This window comes from Nocardiopsis eucommiae, from assembly GCF_965344335.1.
Lineage (GTDB): Bacteria > Actinomycetota > Actinomycetes > Streptosporangiales > Streptosporangiaceae > Nocardiopsis > Nocardiopsis eucommiae.
In genome coordinates this window covers 68,186-87,999 of the sequence record NZ_CBDRIY010000001.1, presented here as the reverse complement: position 1 = coordinate 87,999, position 19,814 = coordinate 68,186, and the positions used below count along the sequence as shown (strand labels likewise).

Here is a 19,814-nt window from a genome sequence, read left to right as displayed (position 1 = left end):
GGGTCCGGGATTCCCTAGCTCTGCTGGGTCGCGTCGGAGTAGGCCCTGCGCACGTCCTCGCTGGTGACCACGGTCAGCTCGGCGGCGGTGGCCGACTCCCCCACTTCCTGGGAGACCCGCAGGTCACGGTGGGAGCAGGCCCGTTCGTAGAGCGACCTCGCGAAACGCCCGTTGCCCAGTTCGTCGATCCACCCGGTCTCACACACGTGGGTGAAGATGCTGTGCAGGTCCTCGCGGGCCGTGTCGTCGAAGGCGTCCCCGGTGCGCGCGGCCACCGTGTCCGCGATCTCGGACAGCTCGTCCGGGCTGTAGGAGGGGAACCGCACCCGCACGTTGAACCGCGAGGAGAGTCCGGCGTTGGAGGCCAGGAAGCGGTCCATCTCGTCGGTGTAGCCCGCGAGCACCACCGCCAGCCGGTCGCGGTCGTCCTCGGCCCGCTTGAGCAGGGTCTGGATGGCTTCCGCCCCGAACGCGTCACCGCCGCTGTAGCCGGGGTTGACCAGGGAGTAGGCCTCGTCGACGAACAGCACTCCGCCCAGGGCGCGGTCCACCAGGCGGTTGGTCTTGACGGCCGTCGCGCCCAGGTGCTCACCGACGAGATCGGCGCGCTGGGCCTCCACCACCTCGGAGCGGCCCAGCATGCCCAGGGCGGAGAAGACCCGGCCGAGCACGCGCGCGACCGTCGTCTTGCCGGTGCCGGGAGGGCCGGTGAAGACGAAGTGCCGCATGGGCGGCTGGTGTGGCAGCCCCTGCTCCTCGCGCAGGCGTGCCACGCGCAGCTGCGCGACCAGGGAGCGCACCTGCTCCTTGACCGGCTCCAGACCGATCATGCCGTCGAGCTCGGCCATCGCCTCCTCCAGGCCGGGGGACTCCCCGAAGCCCGGAAGACGCGAGGTGAGCTCGGAGTAGGCGGACTCGACGTCGGCCGCGTGCACGGTGACCAGGGCGTCGGCGGTGGGTCGGGGAGCCGGTTCGTCGCCGCTGGCACCGGAGGTGACCACGCGAACGTCCCGGGCCTGGGAGGCCTTCTCCACCATGGAGCGCGCGAAGCGGCCGTTGCCGAGCTCGTCGACGGCCTCGCGCTGCACGGTCTGGTCGAACCGCCGCCGCAGGGCGCGGGCGGCGTCGGGGTCGAGGAGGTCGCCGCGCTGGGCCACGAGGGCCTCCGCGATGCGGAACAGTTCGGCGGCGGAGTAGCTGGGAAAGCTGATGCGGGTGGCGAACCTGGACGCCAGGCCGGGGTTGGTGGCCAGGAAGGCGTCCATCTCCTTCTCGTATCCGGCCAGGATGACGACCAGCTGGTCGCGGTCGTCCTCGGCCCGCTTGAGCAGGGTCTGGACGGCCTCGTTGCCGAACCGGTCGGCCTGGCCGTCACCCTCGTTGACCAGGGAGTAGGCCTCGTCGACGAACAGCACTCCGCCGAGGGCGCTGTCGATGAGCTCGTTGGTCTTGATGGCGGTGGCGCCGAGGTACTCGCCCACGAGGTCGGCGCGCTGGGCCTCCACCACCCGGGAGGTGGGCAGGAGGCCGAAGGAGTGGAAGATCGTGGCGAGGGTACGGGCGACGCTGGTCTTGCCGGTGCCCGGCGGCCCGGAGAAGACCAGGTGGCGCAGGGGGCGTTCCACGGACAGTCCGGCGTCGGCGCGCAGCCGGGCGGCCTCGATGGAGGCGGCGATCCCCCGGACCTGCTGTTTGACGGGGTCGAGGCCGATCATGCCCTCCAGCTCGGCCAGCGCCACGTCCACGGGGACGGGTTCCTCCGCACCGTCGGCGCCGTCGGCGGCGGCCGCGCCCCGGCGCGGAGTGTCCGAGCCCCGGCCGCGCAGCCCCTGGCCGCCCGCCTGACCGTCGGAACCAGCGGGGGTCCCGTTCCGGCCCGGCTTCCCGGAGGTGGTCCCCCGGGGTGCCTGGGCGTCCCGTGGCCCCGGCCCGGATCTGGAGGTGCTGTTCCTCCGCTTCTCGTCGTTCTCCCGGCTCTCCTTGGCCACCTGCCCGGAGGCGACCAGCCGCCAGACCAGGCAGGCTCCGGCCGCGGCGTAGAGCGCGGCGATCCCGGCTCCGGCAGGGAAGGGTTCGACGATCATGCCGAACAGGGCCACGGAGAAGCCGACGACCAGGCCCGCGGTGAGCGACAGCAGGGCGGTGTGCCAGGCCGGGAACTCACGGGCGCGACCCGCCGCGAGGACCACCAGGAGGGGCAGCGGCACGACCAGCAGGGTGACGGGCTCCCCGGTGAGGGGGATCTGGAACAGCGGCACGGCGATGGCGAGCCAGACCACCGAGACCACGACGGTGAGCAGGGCGTCGAGGGAGCGCATCAGGGCGGAGAACGCCACCAGCACGAGCAGCGTGCCGAGCAGGACGTTGAGCACCGGCAGGCTGAGGACGAGTGCCACGACGGCGACCACCGTGAGCACGACCAGGGCCGCCACCAGGCGGCGCCCGAGCGGAACCCGGTGGTAGGCGGCGCGTAGGCGGTCCAGTCCCGATGCGCGGTCCGGCCGCGCGGCGGCGGTGGAGAGCGTCTCGCGCGTCATCCGTAGCCCCTTCCTGCGTGGGGGTCGCGTGGTTGGCCCCGGGGTGGGCCGGGGTCGGAGGGGGCCGACTCCCGCGATGCGGCCGTGGGCCGGGTCGTCTTCCTCTGGTCCCGTGCTCGGCGGGCACGGCCCAGGAACAGCCTTGCCCCAAGTGGGGCCGGATGTCCAGTGCGGGGCGGCGTGTCGCGGGCCGCCCGGGCCCGGATCAGAGCAGCGGGATCTGACCGCCGGGGGCAGGGCGCACCTGGCGCAGGTGGCTCCATCGGGGCAGGTCGTCAAGGTAGGACCAGCTCATGCGGTGCTGGGGGGTGGGTCCGTGCTCGGCCAGGGTCGTGCGGTGCGTGGGCGAGGGGTATCCCGCCGCCCGCTCGAATCCGTAACCGGGGTGGACCTCGGCCAGCTCGGCCATGAGGGCGTCGCGGCGCACCTTGGCCAGGATCGCGGCGGCGGCCACGCTCACGCAGGTGAGGTCGCCCTTGACCTGAGTGCGCACGCGCCAGGGTCGACCGATGAAGTCGTGGCGGCCGTCCAGGATCACGGCGTCGGGGCGGGGCTCCAGCGCGTCCAGGGCCCGGCGGGCGGCCCGGTGCAGGGCCTCGGTCATGCCGACCTCGTCGATCTCCGTCGCCTCGGACCAGCCGAAGGCGTGGTCGGAGACCCAGGGTTCGATCTGCGCGGCGAGCTCGCGTCGGCGTTTGGGGGTCAGGCGCTTGGAGTCGGTGAGACCGGCGGGGGGCTCGCCCTCTCCGGGGATCGCGGCGCAGACCAGGAGGGGCCCGGCCCAGGCGCCTCGGCCCACCTCGTCCACACCGGCCACCACCCGGGCTCCGGAGGCGCGGAGTTCGTCCTCGACCTCGGAGGTCGGAGCGGGGGGCGGGTCGCTCTTCGGGGAGGGGCTGTTCTTGGGGGCAGTCGTCGTCGGCACGCCACAACCCTAGGACGGTCGGGTGACCTTCCGGGCCGGTTCTCCGGCGCCCGGGGCTTCGGCCGGGACCCGGGAGACGCCTTCGGGCCGGACCGATCGGGCTCACGACGACCAATCCGGCGGGTTTTGCGCGACTCACCGAGCGTGACAACGAGTCATGCGACGTGACGTTCGGTAGTTTCCGCTTGTTGGAACCGCCGTGTCGGGCCCCCGGGAGGAATGGACATGCAGCACACGAGGCCGAGAACACGGCCCGTACCCCCACCGCGGCTCCCGGCCCGCCCGTCCCCGAAGCGCCGGACCGCGCCGCCGTTCCTGCACGGTCGGCTCTACGACGTCATCGCCGCCGCGACCCGGGTGGGGGTGGGGTGGGTGTTCGCGGGATACGGCCTGGCCCTGCGCGGTCGGGTGGACCTGGTCGCGGACCGGCTGTCCGATTCCGGGGTGCCCGCCGCCGGGGTCGTCGCCCCCGTCGTCCCGGCGCTGCTCGTCGCGCTCTCCGTCTCCTTCGCCGTGGGTCTGCTCACATGGCTGACCGGCCCACTCCTGGCCCTGTCCGCCGTGGTCGGAACACTCACCACGACGGCCGCCGACCCGTCCCCGTTCGGATCGTGGGGGGCGACGGCGCTGGTCACGGCGGTGTGCGTGCTCATGGCGGTCGGCGGGGGGCGGTGGTCGTGGGACTACCTGGTCCTCGCTCCCCGTCCCCGGGCATCCCGGCGGCTCCGGCGCCGGGCCCGCTCCATGGCGCGGCGGAAAGCTCCGGCCATTTCGCCCCGCCGCCCCGAACACGCCCCGCCTCTGCTCTATCCTGTGGAGCAGGCCGCACCGCGTCGGCCGAATCGACTGTGACGCGGCCCGTTCGCGCCCCCACGGCCGTCCATCGGGCCCGCGTCGCCGTGTCCCGGATCCGATGGAGGAATCGCCATGTCCGCCTCAGCTTCCGGCCCGAACCCTGACGGGTCCGTGGCCAAGCTGATCGAGATCGCCGAGAAGCCGACGCCGGGCCAGCGACTGATCAGCTGGGCCTCCCGTCCGCCCGGTCGCCTCTACATCCCCGCCTGCGCGGTGATCGGACTCGTCCTGCTCTTCGAGGACAGCATGCCCGCCGGGCACCTTCCCACGTTCGTCATCGGTCTCGGCGGCGGCCTCCTCCTCGCCGGGATGGGCGCGCTCCGCCTGGGCATCGCGCTGGCCGTGGCCCGGCCGATGATCCGCCACTACTGGCTGCGGTGGATCTCCGCCCCGCTCATCGCGTTCGTGGCCCTGGGCCTGGCCGTCGCGGACGTGCCCCTCCAGACACGCGTGCAGGCCTCCTCCGAACAGCTCCTCGAACTGCGCGACGCGGTGGCCGACCCCACGACCATCCCCCGCAACGGGGAGTGGACCGGCCTGTACTCCCTGCGCAGCGTGTCGGTGACCGGCGACGTCACCCACTACGAGGTGGAGAAGGCCGGGCTCCTCCAGCCCGCCGGGCTGGCGCACAGCACCGAGGAGATCCCTGTGGGGGTCTTCGTGCCCGGCCAGGGATCGCGGATCTACGAGCACGTCTCCGGTGACTGGTACGTCTGGGTCGACCACTAGAGCGGAACGGACCCCCTCTTTACTCGGCGCTGTCCCGCTCCAACCTGGCTCTCACCCTCGACGTGTAGACAGGACGCGTCCCCCGGGAGACACCCTCGCGGTGCTCCCCCACGGCAGTCTCGCCACCCGAGAAGAGGAACCATGCGCGAGTTCGCGCTCACCCTTCACCTGCGTCTGCACGACTCCCTCACCGCGCTGCGCCGAGCCCACGCCATCGGCGACGACGACCTGGCCGTCGCCCAGGCCGGAGAGGTCGAGGACCTGGTGGAGATCGCCGCCCGGCACGGGATCGACATCGCCGGGTACGCGGCCCTGACCACCGCCAGCTGAGCCCGCGCTCCGGTCACACACGCGAGGGCCCCGCCCCCACCCGTACTCCGGGTGGGGGCGGGGCCCTTCACGTTCCGCCGTTCCGTACGGTCGGTCAGCGGGGATCAGCGCTTGCCGCGACCGCCCCCGTAACCGTCACCGCGCTCGAACTGCTGGCGCATCGCGGTCTCCTGCTGGCTCTGGTACTCCTCAGCCATCTGCTGCTGGCGTCCGGCCGCGGCGGCCACCGAACCCTGCACGCCGTCGAGGACGTCCTGCGCGGACGGGGCGCCCAGCGAGCGGGAGGAACCGCCACCGCTGTTGAGCACCTGCGGCAGCAGCTGGGCGGTGAGCAGCGTCGACAGTGCCGAGCCGTCTCCGGAGCCGCCCTCGGTCTGGACCACGACCGGGCGCGGTGCACGCTCGGCCAGCGCCGCGCCCACGTCCAGGCGGCGGCGGGCCAGCTCGTACTCCAGCACCGCCCGGTTGTCCCGGTACGCGGTGGCCAGCCGGTGCTGCGCCTTGGCCTCGTTCTCGGCGGCGACCAGGTCGGCCCGGCCGCGCGTCTCGATCTCGTACCGCACCCGCTGGGCCTCGGTCTCCTGCTCCTCCAGCATCTGCGCCACGTCCTTGCGCGCCTTGTTCAGGGAGGCGTTGACCTCGACGATCTTGGCGTCGCGGGTCTTCTTGGAGCGCTCGATGTCCATGAGCAGGGTGTCGATGCGGCGCTTGCGCGTGAGCTCCCACTCCTGCTCGTAGGCGACCAGCTCCTTGGCGACCCGTTCCCGGGTGGCCAGGTGCTGCTGGTACTGGCTGGGCAGCTGCACGTCCGGGATGTTGCAGCCGGTGATGGTGACGCCGTACTTGTGCAGCTGGGTGTTGAGCAGGCTGCGCATGTCCTCGACGTTGGAGCCGCGCAGGTCGTAGGCGGACTCCGTGTTGACCATGCGGCTGCGCTGGCGGATGGCGTCCTGCACCGCGCTCGACAGCACCAGGTCGAAGTTGCTCGCGCCGATCGAGGTGACGAACCGGTACGGCTCCTCGATCCGGAACTTCAGGAAGAACTCGATCGACTTCAGCGGCACGTTCTCCCGCGTGGGGCAGGCCAGCACCGGGGCGGTGTACGGGATCTCCGTGCGGGTGTCCACCACGAAGTCAACGCGTGACCACGGGTGCCACAGGTAGTGGCGGCCCGGGCCGATGCTCTTGGCGAAGGCACCGTACTTCGTGAGGATGCCGGTGGTGCCCTCCTCGATCTCCACGATCGCGCCGCGCCACCACCAGAGACCGGCGGCGAGCACGCTGAGGACGCCGACGAACAGGGTGGGCACCGCCAGGGCGCCGTAGGCGAGGCCCGCCACGGCGCCGCCGAAGGCGACGTTCAGCGACATCATCAGTGCGGAGCAGATCGCGAACAGGCCGAACCAGACCAGGATGGTCCAGCGCAGGCCGCGGTTGTCGCGGGGGATGACCACGGGAACGATGGCTCCCTGGTCACCGCCGCGCAGCAGACCCGCGAGGTCGCTCCACGAGGCCAGGGACTCCTTGATGTTGGAGCCGCCGCCGGGATTGAAGGACTCACTCATCTACTGACCTCCCGGGTGCTGGCCCTCGGAACCGCCCTGCGACCACGGGGGCAGCGGCGGGTCCTGCGGGTTCTGGAACGGTGCGCCGGAGGGCTCCGGCGGGTCGACGGGGGCGGACTCGGAGATGCGCTCGTCGATGGCGTCGTCGCTCACCGACTGGCGGATCTCCTCCACCAGGTCCTCACCCGGGTCCTCGGCCGAGGGGCGGCGCTCGTCCGCCTCGTCCTCGACGATCGCGCTGATCTCCTGCTGGCGCTCGGTGATGCGGGCGTTGATGGCGCCCAGACGCTCGCGGATCGCGGCCATGTCCTCGTCGGAGAACAGGGCGGCGTCGGTCTGACCGATGATCTCCTGGGCGATCCGCAGGTAGTCGACACTGGCGCCGTCACCCGAACCGATCCGCAGCACCTGCGGGAGGCTGTCCGCGACCGACTCCAGCTTGTCCAGGAGGTTCTCCCGGAAGCGGTAGTTGAGGATCTCGGGGGCCTCGGCGGCGCTGACCGCGCGGATGTCCAGGGCCTGCGCCTGGAGGAGCGCGGCGTTGGCGTTGGCCTCGGACTCGGCCTCCACGAAGCGCTGTCGGGCCGTGGCGCGGGCCCGGTTGGTCTCGCGCTCCAGGGCGGTGTCCATCTGCGCCTGGTACTGGGCGATGTCGGCCTGGATCGCGGAGAGCGTCTCGTTGAGGGTGGCGAGCTCCTTGTTCAGGTCACCCTCGTTCTGCTCCTTGCGCAGCTGGAGCTCGTACTCGAAGGTGTAGGCGTCCTTGGCGACGCGGACCATCTCGGGCGCCGCCAGGTCCATCCGGTACTCCTGGCTGGAGGGCTCGGCGTGGGTGATGTTGGCGCTGGTCAGAACCACGATGCCGCCGAACTGGCGGTTCAGGGAGTCCAGCAGGGCCTGGGTGCTCTCCCCGACCATGTCGTAGATCGCCGAGGCCTCCTGCTCGTAGATGAGGCTGCGGGTGGTCTCGCTGATGGCGTTGTTGAGCTTCTCCTGGAAGCCCGGGACGCCGCCCAGCGTGTAGACGAAGTCGGTGGCGTTCTCGATCTTGAACTGCACGAAGAGGTCGACCGAGGCCTGGACGCCGCTCTTGGTGGGGGCCGAGCGGATCGGGGCGTTGAACGGGTACTCGCGCGTGGTGTTGACGATGTAGGAGACGCGCTTCCAGGGGTTGAACAGGGTGACCCTGCCCGGCTGGTAGAGGTTCTCCATCTTACCGAAGCGGGTCACGATGGCCTGGCAGCCCTCGGGAACCATGACCATGCCCTGGCGCCACCACATGAAGCCGGTGACGGCCGCGGTGATGATCCAGTAGTGGACCCCGAAGAGGGGGTTGAGCAGGGGATTGGCGCCCGTGACCATGGCCGTGGCGGCGGTGGTGGAGAAACCGACGACGCCGATGACGACCAGGGCGATCGCCGGGAGCATCGTCACGAAGGTGCGTCCGCGGGGGATGACCATCGGGCAGATGACGTGGACGGGGCCGCCCCGGCCGCGCTCGTAGTAGCTGCGGTTGAGGGCCTCGCCCGCGTTGCTGAGCGAGGTGGTCTTCTGCTCGATCCGGGTGTCCACGGAGGCACCCTGCTCGCGTGCCGCGACGAAGTCCCGGGGATCGAGGCCGCCCTCCGAACTCTGACCGGACCGCTGGCCGGTCACCTGGCCCGCGGCCTGTTGGACTGCGTCGGTCACGGCCTGACGCGGGTCGCCCCCCTGGGCGACCGCGCTGGCCGCGCCGCGCACCGTTTGCGCGAACGACATAGGCATGCACTTCCTTGAGACGGAACGTCGGGAACTATCGGCTTCGACGTCGCGTACCGCGATCTGGTTCCAGCTCGGGGCGGGTCCGTCGTAGGACAAACCGGTAGTGGTCGGGCCCTAGCTTGTCACGGTGGCCAGCCGAAACCCATGGGTCGTGTCCCGAGCGTGACGCGGTATCGGCCACACGGTGACCCACGCGCGCCGGATGGCGCGCCCCCGAGGGCGGGGCTAGCCTCGTCATGACCGAAACTCACGGAACGGGAGCCCTCGATGCCCGCAGTACCCAGTGCCGTCCTGACCACCGCCGGGCTGATCGGCGGCTACTCCGTGGCACGCGCCACCGGCAACCGGCCCCTCGGCGGCGCCGTCCTGGCCGGGTTCGGCGCCGCGGCCTTCGAGACCACGCGCCGCAGCACCGGCCTGGGCACCGCCATCGCCCTGACCGGCGTGTACGTGGCCGCCTTCGGCCTGTCGCACCCGCTCGCCAGGAAGGTGGGCTCGTGGCCCGCCGTCCTGGGGGTGACCGCCGCGACCGCCGCCGTCGCCGTGGCCTCCAGCGACCGATCCGAGGCCTAGCGTCCGTGGATGTAGGCCTCCAGCTGGGCCCGGTCGTTCTCGAGGACCCGTAGACGGCTCTTGACCAGGTCACCGATGCTGACGATCCCGGCCAGCCGCCCCTCCGAGGTCACGGGGACATGGCGGAACCGGCGCACGGTCATGCGTTCGCTGACCTCCTCGACGGAGTCGTCGGGGGTGCAGGTGACCACGTCGGCGGTCATGATGTCGGAGACGGGGGCGGAGAGGACCTCGGGTCCCCGGCGCTCCAGGTGACGCACCACGTCACGCTCGGAGACGATCCCGACGAGGGTGTCGTCCTCCGCGACGACGACGGCGCCGATGTTGTGCCGGGCGAGTTCGGTGAGCAGCCGGGCGACGGTCTCCTCCGGGGCGACGCTCACCACCTCCGGGCCCTTCGCCCGCAGGATCGCGGCTATCAGCATGGGAACCACCTTCCGCCGGGGTTTCAGGGGGTACCCGCTCCCCTCCCCCGCCAACCACAGGTGTGGACCACGCCCCGGGACCGGGGTCCCGGGGCGCCGGCGGTCAGCTGCAGCCGCTGGTGGCGCCGCAGCCCTCGCACGCGTAGCAGCTGCCGGACGGGCGCATCCTGGTCCCGCACGTGGTGCACAGGGGCGCGTCGGCCATGAACCCCTCCGAGAAGTCCTCGCTGGGGTGCTTTTCCGGCGCCGGAGCCTCGGCCGGGGCGGCCGACTGCGCGTACGACTCCACCTGCACGGCGGCCTGGACCGGGTCCTCCCCGTGCAACCGGGCCTCGCGCTCCGAGGCGGAGAGCACCCCCAGCGCGGCCCGCTCCTCGTAGGGCAGGTGGTCCAGGGCCAGGCGGCGGAAGATGTAGTCCACCACCGACTGCGCCATACGGATGTCCGGGTCGTCCGTCATGCCCGCCGGGTCGAACCGCATGTTGGTGAATTTCTCCACGTAGGTCTCCAGCGGCACCCCGTACTGGAGAGCGATGGAGACCGCGATGGAGAAGGCGTCCATCACCCCGGCCAGGGTGGAGCCCTGCTTGCCGAGCTTGAGGAACACCTCCCCGAGACCACTGTCCGGGTAGGAGCCCGCGGTGATGTAGCCCTCGGCCCCGCCCACCGAGAACGAGGTCGTCTCACTCGGCCGCTTCTTCGGCAACCGCCGCCGCACGGGCTTCGGCGCCTCCACGGTCTCCCCGGCCGCACCCGAGGTGGACAGCGGCTGACCCACCTTGCAGTTGTCGCGGTAGACCGCCAGCGCCTTGAGCCCCAGGCGCCAGCCCTCGTAGTAGATCTCCTCGAAGTCGGTGACCGTCGCGGCCTCCGGCACGTTCACCGTCTTCGAGATCGCCCCCGAGAGGAACGGCTGGGTAGCGGCCATCATGCGCACGTGCCCCATGGGCTGGATGTACCGGCGTCCCATGGCGCAGTCGAACACCTCGTAGTGCTCCCGCCGGAGTCCGGGCGCGTCCACCACGTGCCCGTGCTCCGCCACGTGGTCCACGATCGGCGCGATCTGCTCCTCCTTGTAGCCCAGGTTTCGCAGCGCCCGGGGGATCGCCTGGTTGACGATCCGCATGGACCCGCCGCCGACCAGTTTCTTGTACTTGACCAGCGAGAAGTCGGGCTCGATCCCGGTCGTGTCGCAGTCCATCATGAACCCGATGGTTCCGGTGGGGGCCAGGAGGCTGGCCTGGGCGTTGCGCCAACCGTGGCGTTCACCGGTCTCCAGGCACCGGGCCCACTCCCGGGTGGCGGCCTCGTGGACGGGTTCCTCCAGGGCCCCCACGGTGCGCAGGTCGTCGTTGGCGGCGGCGTGCTTGCGCATGACGCGTGTGTGCGCCTTCTCGTTGCGCCCGTATCCCTCGTAGGGGCCGACCACACCGGCCAGTTCGGCGCTGCGACGGTAGGCGGCGGCGGTCATCAACGAGGTGATCGAGGCCGCCACGGCCCGCCCGCCCTCGGAGTCGTAGGCGTGGCCGGTGGCCATGAGCAGGGCGCCCAGGTTCGCGTAGCCGATCCCCAACTGCCGGTACGCGCGGGTGGTCTCCCCGATCCGCTCCGTGGGGAAGTCCGCGAAGGTGATGGAGACGTCCATCGCGGTGATCACCAGTTCGACGAGGCTGGTGAACCCCTCGACGTCGAACGTGTCGTCCTCGCGCAGGAACTTCAGCAGGTTGACCGAGGCCAGGTTGCAGGACGAGTCGTCCAGACTGAGGTACTCACTGCAGGGATTGCTCGCGCTGATGCGGCCGGTCTCGGGGTTGGTGTGCCAGTCCTGGATGGTGCCGTCGTACTGGATGCCCGGGTCGGCGCACTCCCACGCCGCACGGGCCATCCGGTGGAAGAGCTCCTTGGCGTCGACGGTGGCGACGACGTCGCCCGTGGTACGGGAGGTCAGGCCGAACTCGGAACCGGTCTCCACGGCGCGCATGAAGGCGTCGGACACGCGGACGGAGTTGTTGGCGTTCTGGTACTGGACGCTGAACATGTCGTCTCCGCCCAGATCCACGTCGAAGCCCGCGTCGCGCAGGGCGCGGATCTTGTGCTCCTCACGGGACTTGGTCTCGACGAACTCCTCGATGTCGGGGTGGTCCACGTCGAGTACCACCATCTTGGCGGCCCGGCGGGTGGCGCCGCCGGACTTGATGGTCCCGGCGGAGGCGTCCGCGCCGCGCATGAAGGAGACCGGACCCGAGGCCGAGCCCCCGGAGGACAGCAGTTCCCTGCTGGATCGGATACGCGACAGGTTCACGCCCGCGCCGGAGCCGCCCTTGAAGATCAGCCCCTCCTCCTTGTACCAGTCCAGGATCGACTCCATCGTGTCGTCCACGGAGAGGATGAAACACGCGGAGACCTGGGCCCTGGACGAGGTTCCGACGTTGAACCAGACCGGCGAGTTGAAGCTGAACAGCTGGTGGGCCAGGGCGTACTTGAGTTCGTGGTCGAAGACCTCGGCGTCCTGCCCCGTGGCGAAGTAGCCGTGCTCGCGTCCGGTGCTCGTGTACACGTCGACGACCCGGTCGATGAGCTGCTTGAGGCTGGTTTCGCGTTCCGGAGTGCCGACGGCCCCGCGGAAGTACTTGCTCGCCACGATCTGGGTGGCGTTCACCGACCAGGTGGTGGGGAACTCGACGCCGCGCTGCTCGAAGTTGACGGTGCCGTCGCGCCAGTTGGTCATGACGACGTCGCGGAGTTCCCATTCGAGGGTGTCGTAGGGATGGACGCCCTCGGTGGTGTTGACCCGGCCGACGCGCAGGCCCCCGCCCTCGCGCCTGGTCGTACCGCTCGTCTTTCGCGCCATGGCGGCGCCTCCCCCGAAGGTCATGCGCGGACCCGGCGGTGACCGCGCGGACGTTCATGTGTTCGGGATGGTGCGGAGGTACGGTGTTCGCCGTGCTCCCGCCCACCTCGCGGTGGCGGTTCCGGGTTCCCTACCCGGTGGTGTCGACCGCGGGCTCCGCCTGGCCCTCGCGGTCCTCTCGCAGGCTGGCGATCTCGGCCTCGAAGTCCGCGAGGCTCTCGAACCCGCGGTAGACGCTGGCGAAGTGCAGGTAGGCGACCTCGTCCAGGTCACGCATGGGACCCAGGATGGCCAGGCCGATCTCGTGGGCGGGCACCTCGGCCACGCCGCGCCCCCGGATCTCCTCCTCGACCTGCTGGCCGAGCTTGGCCAGCGCGTCCTCGGAGACGGGGCGGCCCTGGCAGGCGCGGCGCACCCCGGCGATGATCTTGGTACGGCTGAAGGGTTCGGTGACCCCGGACCGCTTCGCCACCATGAGCAGGACCGTCTCCTGCGTGGTGAAGCGGCGTTCGCAGACGGGGCAGGTCCGACGGCGCCGGATGGCCGCGCCGTCGTCGGTGGACCTGCTGTCGATCACCCGGGTGTCCGGATGACGGCAGAACGGACAGTGCATCCCGGTTCACCTGGCTTTCCTGTACCCGACCAACAACCCTTGGAGTCTACTTAACCACAACTTATTGACCACGGCCCCCGCGTCAACACCAGATGTTGTGGTCGAACCTAGGCGCTCAGGCGGACACCCGCAACCCGGCCCACGGCGTGTCCCCAATCCGGCGGCGGAGGCCGCCAAGGAACGGGGTTCGAGGAGGTGGAAACGGGGGTGCGCGACTCCGGAAGCCGAATCCCAGGATAAGGGGGCGGGGACGCGCCGCCCGACGCCCGCCACACCGAACCGCCGACCGAATTCCCCTCCCCCCCGAGGCCGTGGAGCGACGGCGGGGCACGGCGAGACGAACCCCATACCGGATCCCGCATTCGACGGACAACGGCCACCGCACGCGTGTACACACATAAGTCCGGCCACCGGAAATCGGCGCGTGAAAACACAAAGGGAAATCCCTCCGCGACCCCGTCCACGGACTCTCGAACGCTTGTTTGATATCACCGTGTGCAACGACTAAAGTTGACCTTGATTTCACACCGGCTTCGCCGTCCGGTCCGCGTGGCCGGTGACCGGCCGCACACGCGCCCTGACCGAACCGAACACCGAGGAGGCCCGGCCGTGCCGGAGGAGAACCCCGGAGCCGTCGGCTCCGGACCCACCACCGTTCTTTCGCCCGTCGGCGAACCGGGCGCGTCCGTGCCCGACACCCCCAGGCTCACCGCGCGCCAGCAGAGTGTCCTCAACTGCATCCAGAGGTACGTCCGGGAACGGGGGTACCCGCCGTCCATCCGGGAGATCGGGGACACCGTCGGCCTGTCCAGCCCCTCCAGCGTGGCGCACCAGCTGAAGGTGCTCCAGCGCAAGGGGTACCTGCACCGGGACCAGAACCGGCCACGCGCCGTGGAGCTGCGGACCCCCGGCAGGGAGACCTCCCAGACCCTCACCCAGGAGGAGCTCACCGCCGACTCCACCAGGGCGGCCTCGGTCCCGCTGGTCGGCCGGATCGCCGCCGGTGGCCCGATCCTGGCGGAGGAGGCCGTGGAGGACGTCCTCGCGCTGCCGCGCCAGCTGGTCGGTGAGGGCCGCCTCTTCATGCTCACCGTGGTGGGCGACTCGATGATCGACGCCGCGATCACCGACGGCGACCTGGTGGTCGTCCGTCAGCAGCAGACGGCCGAGAACGGTGACATCGTCGCGGCGATGCTGGACGACGAGGCGACCGTCAAGGTGCTGCGCAGAGAGCCGGACGGGCACGTGTGGCTGATGCCGCGCAACGACGCCTACGAGCCCATCCAGGGTGACGAGGCCACCATCCTCGGCAAGGTCGTCACGGTCATGCGCAGGGTCTGAGCGCGGATCCCCGAAGCCGGGGGCGGTGGGTGGGCCGATACGCTGAGGACGTGTCGTCACCTGTCTCCGCCCCCGTGTCCCCCTCCCCGACCCGCGCCCTCCTGGCCGCGACCCTGGCCGCCGGGACGCTGCTGGTCTCCGCCTGCGCGCCCAGCGACGGCGGTGACGGGCCCGCCCTTCCCGGCGCCTCCGGGCAGGAGCGCGAGGTGTCCTTCGAGGGGGGCGGCTTCACGGTGCCCGGCACCTTCACCACCCCCGGGGGTGACGGGGGCACCGTCCCCGGGGTGCTCATCATCTCCGGTAGCGGCCCCACCGACCGGAACGGCAACGGCCCCGGGCGCCCCGAGGCCAACACCAACCTGAACCTCGCCCGTGTGCTGAGCGGGGCCGGTGCGGCGTCGCTGCGCTACGACAAGTTCGGCAGCGCCGACCCGGACGCCATGAGCGAAGCCGAGGAGGAGGCCCTCGACCAGCCGGTCGACCCCCTGGTCTTCGAGCGGCAGATGGCCGCCGCCTACGCGGAACTGGTCGCCCAGCCCGAGGTGGACCCCGAGCGCACCGTCATCCTGGGCCACAGCGAGGGCGCCCTGTTCGCCCTGCGCGCCCATGAGGTCCTCGACGCCGAACCGGCCCTGGTGCTGGCCGCCCCGCCCGGCACGCGCATGCTTGACCTGATCGACCGACAGCTGTCCGAGCAGGTCCGCACCGCCGAGGCCCAGGGCGGCGTCGGCGAGGTGACCGCCGCGACGATGCTCTCCGACCTGCGGGCGGGCCGGGCCGCGGTGCGCTCCGGCTCGGAGCTGCCCGAGACCGACTCCACCGGCCTGTTCGACGCGAACGGCGCGGACTACCTGGCGTGGATCGACTCCTTCGACCCGGTCGAGCTGGCCGAGGAGCTGCCCGGGGACACCCCGGTCCTGGTTCTGTGGGGCGACCGGGACGCCCAGGTCAACGAGGAGGAGATCGACCGGCTCATGACCGGTATGGACGGTGCCGAGCGGGTGGACCTGCCCGGCGCCGACCACATCCTGCGCGAGTACGACGACTCCCCCGGCGCCGCCGCCCTCGACGCGGACCGCGCCTTCTCACCCGACGTCACCCCGGCCCTGGAACGGTTCCTCGGCGGTCTGCGTTAGGCGGTCCCCGGACCGCGGGCCACCGGCCGGACTCGGTCGATCGCCCGGATCACCCGGGCGGGGACGCCCGCGAGGAAGTCCCGGCCGCCGGAGCGTTCCGCGACCGCGACGACGCCGGGCCGCCTCGCGCGTCGACGGCCGCTCCGCCGCCACCGGCGGGAGCATCCGCGGAACACGCCCTAGTCGTCCTGGTCGTCCCCGGAGGCGGGCAGCCGCTCGACGACGGCACGGGCGAGGACTTCGGCGTCCTCGGCCGCGACCGCCCCGTCCACGGACCCCACCGCGTCGTAGTCGGTGGCGGCGGTGTAGCAGGACTCGACGTACAGGTTGGAGACCCGCACGCCCACACAACCCACCTCGAACGCGCCCTCCTCCACCCACGTGAGGGCCTCGTCGCCCAGGCCGTCCACCGGCTGGGCGTCGTTCCCTCCCGCCGTGGAGCGCAGGGTGTCGGCGGCGGTCTCCTGGCCGCCCTCGACCGGGGCGGCGACCATGACCAGGGTGGCGGCGGAGGGCACGGACTCGCCCGCACCCTCGGGGGTGGCCCAACGGCACTGCCAACCGGTCCCGAAGGCGTCCTGGGCGGTGCCGACGGTCTCCTCGATCTCGCTCTCGTAGCCCGGCACGAGTTCCGCCAGGGCCTCGGTCTCGCCGACCCCGCACTCGGGCGCGGCCTCGAACTCGCCCTCTTCCACGCCGTTGCCCAGCAGGTACCAGGCGAGCCAGCCCGCGAGAGCCAGCACGGCCACGATCAGGACGACGAGCAGGGTGACGGCCAGGCCCCGGCTCTGCGGCGGTGCGGCACCGGGGTCCTCCGGCTGACCGAAGTGCCGGGGTTCGGGATACGGGCCGGTCACAGGGCCTCCCCCAGCTGGTCGGCGAAGGCCACGATGGTCTCCTCGGCACGGTCGAAGGCCACCGGGTCGTCCTCGTCCACGGCGGTGTAGGAGACGCGGACCAGCAGGTTGTCGGTGTGGAAGGCGAGCTCTGCGGTGCCGGGGACCTGGCCGCGCCAGACCTCGGCCTCGGCTCCCGACCCCAGAACCACGGACGCGCCGCGCGGGGGCACGAGCGCGGCCTGGGCCAGGGCGGCGGACGCGTCACCGGTCACGGTCGGCTCGGCGGAGGCGTCGGTGAAGCGCGCGGTCAGGTCCACCCTCAGGACCCCCTGCTGGTCACCCCCGAGCCCGGCCGTGGTCCACACGCACGCGGTGCTGTCACCGCCCGCCAGGGGGCCGCCGTCGTCCGACTCCAGGACCGCCCCGGGCAGCGCCTGGGCGACCGCGTGCTCGGGGACCACTCCGCACGGGGGCGCGGCGGTGTAGGCGTCACCGCCCCCGGGCTGGTCCGGGTCGCCCCCGGCGATCCAGAGGCCGCCTCCGACGGCGGCCGCGGAGACCACCACCGCGCCCGTCACCACGATCGCCGCCCGCACCCAGGGTCGTGGTCCAGCACCCGTCGCAGAGCCCACCCGGCCACCGCCTCCCAATCAGTTGTCACGCTCAAGGTAGAGGGCGGTGGTCGCCACCGCGACCACCGCCCCGCGCGACGGATCAACCGACGACGATGTTCACCAGCTTGGGCGCGCGGACGATCACCTTGCGCACGGTCTTGTCACCGATGAAGCCCTGGGCCTTCTCCGAGGCCAGCGCCAGGCGCTCCAGCTCGGCGGGGTCGATGTCGGGGGACACCGACAACTTGTCGCGAACCTTGCTCTGCACCTGCACCACGCAGATGACGGACTCCTGGACCACCAGCGCCGGGTCGGCCTCGGGCCAGTTGCCGACGGCCACCGAGCCGCTGTGGCCCAGCTTCTCCCAGCCCTCCTCCGCGATGTAGGGCGCGAACAGGGACAGGGCGACGGCCACGAACTCGGCCGCCTCGCGCACGGCCGGGTCGGCGGCGCCGGGGCCCGAGTCGATCGCCTTGCGGGCGGCCGACACCAGCTCCATGCAGCGGGCGATGGCGACGTTGAACCGCTTGTCCTCGACCAGCGCCGTGATCTGCTCGATGGAGCGGTGCGTGAAGCGGCGCAGGTCGGTGTCGCCGGTGGCCGGGTCGGCGCCGGGGACGCTGGCCGCTCCGGCCTCGCTCATCACGCGGTAGGCGCGGTTGAGGAACTTCTGCGCGGCGACCACGGACACGTCCGCCCAGTCGACGTCCTCCTCGGGCGGGGAGGCGAAGAGCATGGTCAGCCGGACCGCGTCCACACCGTAGGCGTCGATCTCCTTGCCCAGGTCGACACCGTTGCCCAGCGACTTAGACATCGCCCGGCCCTCGTTGATGACCTGGCCCTGGTTGGTGAGGCGGCGGAAGGGCTCGGTGAAGTCGAGCATGCCCATGTCGTACAGGACCTTGGTGAAGAAGCGCGCGTACATCAGGTGCAGCGTCGCGTGCTCCTTGCCGCCGATGTAGTGGTCGACGGGGCCCCACTTGTTGACCTCGTCGGTGTCGAAGGGGGCCGTGTCCAGGTGCGAGGAGACGTAGCGCAGGAAGTACCAGGACGAGTCCACGAAGGTGTCCATGGTGTCCGTGTCGCGCTCGGCCGGACCGCCGCAGGACGGGCAGTCCACGTGCAGCCACTCCTTGGCGGCGGCCAGCGGGGAGATGCCCTTGGGGGCCAGCTCGGCGCCCTGGAGGTCGGGCAGCGTGACCGGCAGCTGCTCGTCGGGGACGGCCACCTCACCGCACGAGGGGCAGTGGATGATCGGGATCGGGGTGCCCCAGTAGCGCTGGCGGGACAGCAGCCAGTCGCGCAGGCGGTAGTTGACCGTGGCGTCGCCGGTGCCGCGCTCGCGCATGATGCCGATGATGCGCTCGATGGCGTCGGTCTTCGTCAGGCCGTCCAGCGGGCCGGAGTCGCGCAGCACGCCCTCACCGGCGGTGGCCACGCCGGTCTCGGCGGGGTCGGCCTCGCCGGTCTCGACCACGACCCGCACGGGCAGGTCGAACGCGAGGGCGAAGTCCAGGTCGCGCTGGTCGTGCGCGGGGACCGCCATGATCGCGCCGTGGCCGTATCCGGCCAGCACGTAGTCGGCGGCCCAGACGGGCATGCGCTCGCCGTTGACCGGGTTGATCGCGTGGCGGCCCAGGAACACGCCGGTCTTGGGGCGCTCGGTGGTCTGGCGCTCGATGTCGGAGAGCTTGGCGACGTCCGCGCGGTAGGCCTCGAAGGCCTCGCGCTGCTCGGGCGCGCACAGGTCCTCGGCCAGGTCGGCGTCGGCCGCCACCACGAAGAAGGTGGCGCCGTACAGGGTGTCCGGGCGGGTCGTGTAGACGGTGACCGGCTCGTCGCGGCCCTCGATCTCGAAGTGCACGTCGGCGCCGCTGGAGCGGCCGATCCAGTTGCGCTGCATGGCCAGGATCTCGTCCGGCCAGCGGCCGTTGTCCAGCTGGTCCATGTCGTCCAGCAGGCGCTGGGCGTAGTCCGTGATCTTGAAGTACCACTGGTTGAGGGCGCGGCGCTCGACGTCGGCGCCGCAGCGCTCGCACCTTCCCTGTACGACCTGCTCGTTGGCGAGCACGGTCTGGTCCTGCGGACACCAGTTGACCAGGCCGTCCTTGCGGTAGGCCAGCCCCCGCTCGAAGAAGCGGGTGAACAGCCACTGGTTCCACTTGTAGTACTCGGGGTCACTGGTGTGCAGGCGGTGCGACCAGTCCAGGGCCAGGCCGTAGCGGCGCATCGAGGAGGCCTGGGTCTCGATGTTGGCGTACGTCCACTTGTAGGGGTGGTCGTTGTTCTTGATGGCCGCGTTCTCGGCGGGCAGGCCGAAGGAGTCCCAGCCGACCGGGTGCAGGACGTTGTCGCCGCGCTGGAAGCGGTAGCGGCCGATCACGTCACCGATGGCGTAGGCCTCCGCGTGGCCCATGTGCAGGTCACCGGAGGGGTAGGAGAACATGTCGACGATGTAGGAGCGGGGGCGCGTGTCGCCCGGGTCCATGGTGGCCTCGAACGGAAGCTCGGCGGCCCAGCGCGCCTGCCACTTGTCCTGGAGGGCGCGGGCGTCGTAGGTGTCGCCCGTCGTCTGGTCGCCGTCTACCGCTGTCATCGCTGAGTGTTCCTTAGCCGGTTCTGGGTGTGTTGCCTTCAGGTTAGCGGCTGCGGTACCCGGCCGAAGACCGGATTTCCGCCATCCGGGACGCACCTCGAACCTGGGCGTCCTCACGGAGGGT

Annotated in this window: 16 protein-coding genes; 6 read left to right on the top strand and 10 right to left on the bottom strand. The window is 71.3% G+C overall.

The window, feature by feature from the left end; translation table 11 throughout:
- Positions 1–14: 14 nt before the first annotated feature.
- Both ACRWK8_RS00405 and rnhB read right to left on the bottom strand, forming a co-directional pair.
- Positions 15–2,537 (bottom strand): AAA family ATPase, encoded by a 2,523-nt coding sequence (locus ACRWK8_RS00405; protein ID WP_431867585.1) that lies wholly within the window; start codon positions 2,535–2,537, stop codon positions 15–17.
- A 205-nt stretch (positions 2,538–2,742) separates the two neighbouring features.
- Complete coding sequence (rnhB, locus tag ACRWK8_RS00400; RefSeq protein ID WP_378735015.1) at positions 2,743–3,462, bottom strand: ribonuclease HII; 720 nt, start codon at positions 3,460–3,462, stop codon at positions 2,743–2,745.
- Between the two features lie 225 nt (positions 3,463–3,687).
- Between rnhB and ACRWK8_RS00395 the strand changes: the two genes are divergently transcribed.
- The 3 genes from ACRWK8_RS00395 to ACRWK8_RS00385 all read left to right on the top strand — a co-directional run bounded on the left by ACRWK8_RS00395 (position 3,688) and on the right by ACRWK8_RS00385 (position 5,376).
- Entirely contained in the window at positions 3,688–4,314 is a 627-nt protein-coding gene (locus ACRWK8_RS00395; protein WP_378735018.1) for a DoxX family protein, read from the top strand.
- 75 nt (positions 4,315–4,389) lie between these two features.
- Positions 4,390–5,046 carry a hypothetical protein gene (locus tag ACRWK8_RS00390; protein ID WP_378735019.1) on the top strand — a complete coding sequence of 219 codons (657 nt, stop codon included), beginning with the start codon at positions 4,390–4,392 and terminating at the stop codon, positions 5,044–5,046.
- Positions 5,047–5,187: 141 nt separating this feature from the next.
- Positions 5,188–5,376 (top strand): hypothetical protein, encoded by a 189-nt coding sequence (locus tag ACRWK8_RS00385; RefSeq protein ID WP_378735021.1) that lies wholly within the window; start codon positions 5,188–5,190, stop codon positions 5,374–5,376.
- Positions 5,377–5,480: 104 nt separating this feature from the next.
- Here the strand turns inward: ACRWK8_RS00385 and ACRWK8_RS00380 are convergent, their stop codons facing one another.
- Together ACRWK8_RS00380 and ACRWK8_RS00375 are read right to left on the bottom strand one after the other, a co-directional pair.
- Complete coding sequence (locus ACRWK8_RS00380) at positions 5,481–6,941, bottom strand: SPFH domain-containing protein (RefSeq protein WP_378735023.1); 1,461 nt, start codon at positions 6,939–6,941, stop codon at positions 5,481–5,483.
- Positions 6,942–8,699 carry an SPFH domain-containing protein gene (locus tag ACRWK8_RS00375; RefSeq protein ID WP_378735025.1) on the bottom strand — a complete coding sequence of 586 codons (1,758 nt, stop codon included), beginning with the start codon at positions 8,697–8,699 and terminating at the stop codon, positions 6,942–6,944.
- Between the two features lie 270 nt (positions 8,700–8,969).
- Here ACRWK8_RS00375 and ACRWK8_RS00370 point away from each other — a divergent pair, with 270 nt between their 5' ends.
- Positions 8,970–9,275, top strand: a complete 306-nt coding sequence (locus ACRWK8_RS00370) for a hypothetical protein (protein WP_378735027.1) — start codon at positions 8,970–8,972, stop codon at positions 9,273–9,275.
- Here ACRWK8_RS00370 and ACRWK8_RS00365 read toward each other — a convergent pair.
- From ACRWK8_RS00365 to nrdR, 3 genes are all read right to left on the bottom strand, one after another.
- Positions 9,272–9,700 (bottom strand): CBS domain-containing protein, encoded by a 429-nt coding sequence (locus ACRWK8_RS00365; RefSeq protein WP_378735029.1) that lies wholly within the window; start codon positions 9,698–9,700, stop codon positions 9,272–9,274. The genes ACRWK8_RS00370 and ACRWK8_RS00365 overlap by 4 nt on opposite strands.
- Before the next feature lie 103 nt (positions 9,701–9,803).
- Positions 9,804–12,551, bottom strand: coding sequence for a vitamin B12-dependent ribonucleotide reductase (locus tag ACRWK8_RS00360; RefSeq protein WP_431867584.1), 2,748 nt, complete (start codon positions 12,549–12,551; stop codon positions 9,804–9,806).
- Between the two features lie 130 nt (positions 12,552–12,681).
- On the bottom strand, positions 12,682–13,164 hold the full coding sequence (gene nrdR, locus ACRWK8_RS00355) for a transcriptional regulator NrdR (protein ID WP_378735034.1): 483 nt from the start codon (positions 13,162–13,164) through the stop codon (positions 12,682–12,684).
- 687 nt (positions 13,165–13,851) lie between these two features.
- Between nrdR and lexA the strand changes: the two genes are divergently transcribed.
- Both lexA and ACRWK8_RS00345 read left to right on the top strand, forming a co-directional pair.
- Entirely contained in the window at positions 13,852–14,505 is a 654-nt protein-coding gene (lexA, locus tag ACRWK8_RS00350; RefSeq protein WP_378735371.1) for a transcriptional repressor LexA, read from the top strand.
- A 50-nt stretch (positions 14,506–14,555) separates the two neighbouring features.
- The gene (locus tag ACRWK8_RS00345) at positions 14,556–15,641 is read left to right on the top strand and encodes an alpha/beta hydrolase family protein (RefSeq protein WP_378735036.1); all 1,086 of its coding nucleotides are present in this window, start codon (positions 14,556–14,558) and stop codon (positions 15,639–15,641) included.
- A gap of 179 nt (positions 15,642–15,820) precedes the next feature.
- Here the strand turns inward: ACRWK8_RS00345 and ACRWK8_RS00340 are convergent, their stop codons facing one another.
- The 3 genes from ACRWK8_RS00340 to leuS all read right to left on the bottom strand — a co-directional run bounded on the left by ACRWK8_RS00340 (position 15,821) and on the right by leuS (position 19,690).
- A complete protein-coding gene (locus ACRWK8_RS00340) occupies positions 15,821–16,498 on the bottom strand; it encodes a hypothetical protein (RefSeq protein ID WP_378735038.1) in 678 nt (225 codons plus the stop codon).
- A complete protein-coding gene (locus ACRWK8_RS00335; protein WP_431867583.1) occupies positions 16,495–17,076 on the bottom strand; it encodes a hypothetical protein in 582 nt (193 codons plus the stop codon). The genes ACRWK8_RS00340 and ACRWK8_RS00335 overlap by 4 nt, the downstream gene beginning before the upstream one ends.
- Before the next feature lie 118 nt (positions 17,077–17,194).
- Complete coding sequence (leuS, locus tag ACRWK8_RS00330) at positions 17,195–19,690, bottom strand: leucine--tRNA ligase (RefSeq protein WP_431867582.1); 2,496 nt, start codon at positions 19,688–19,690, stop codon at positions 17,195–17,197.
- Between the last annotated feature and the right edge of the window lie 124 nt (positions 19,691–19,814).

Coding starts and splice junctions, on each gene's coding strand:
- nrdR (WP_378735034.1), bottom strand. CDS start 13,164: ATGCACTGTCCGTTCTGCCGTCATCCGGACACCCGGGTGATCGACAGC.
- ACRWK8_RS00380 (WP_378735023.1), bottom strand. CDS start 6,941: ATGAGTGAGTCCTTCAATCCCGGCGGCGGCTCCAACATCAAGGAGTCC.
- ACRWK8_RS00395 (WP_378735018.1), top strand. CDS start 3,688: ATGCAGCACACGAGGCCGAGAACACGGCCCGTACCCCCACCGCGGCTC.
- ACRWK8_RS00365 (WP_378735029.1), bottom strand. CDS start 9,700: ATGCTGATAGCCGCGATCCTGCGGGCGAAGGGCCCGGAGGTGGTGAGC.
- ACRWK8_RS00360 (WP_431867584.1), bottom strand. CDS start 12,551: ATGGCGCGAAAGACGAGCGGTACGACCAGGCGCGAGGGCGGGGGCCTG.
- ACRWK8_RS00375 (WP_378735025.1), bottom strand. CDS start 8,699: ATGTCGTTCGCGCAAACGGTGCGCGGCGCGGCCAGCGCGGTCGCCCAG.
- ACRWK8_RS00390 (WP_378735019.1), top strand. CDS start 4,390: ATGTCCGCCTCAGCTTCCGGCCCGAACCCTGACGGGTCCGTGGCCAAG.
- ACRWK8_RS00405 (WP_431867585.1), bottom strand. CDS start 2,537: ATGACGCGCGAGACGCTCTCCACCGCCGCCGCGCGGCCGGACCGCGCA.
- leuS (WP_431867582.1), bottom strand. CDS start 19,690: ATGACAGCGGTAGACGGCGACCAGACGACGGGCGACACCTACGACGCC.
- ACRWK8_RS00385 (WP_378735021.1), top strand. CDS start 5,188: ATGCGCGAGTTCGCGCTCACCCTTCACCTGCGTCTGCACGACTCCCTC.
- ACRWK8_RS00370 (WP_378735027.1), top strand. CDS start 8,970: ATGCCCGCAGTACCCAGTGCCGTCCTGACCACCGCCGGGCTGATCGGC.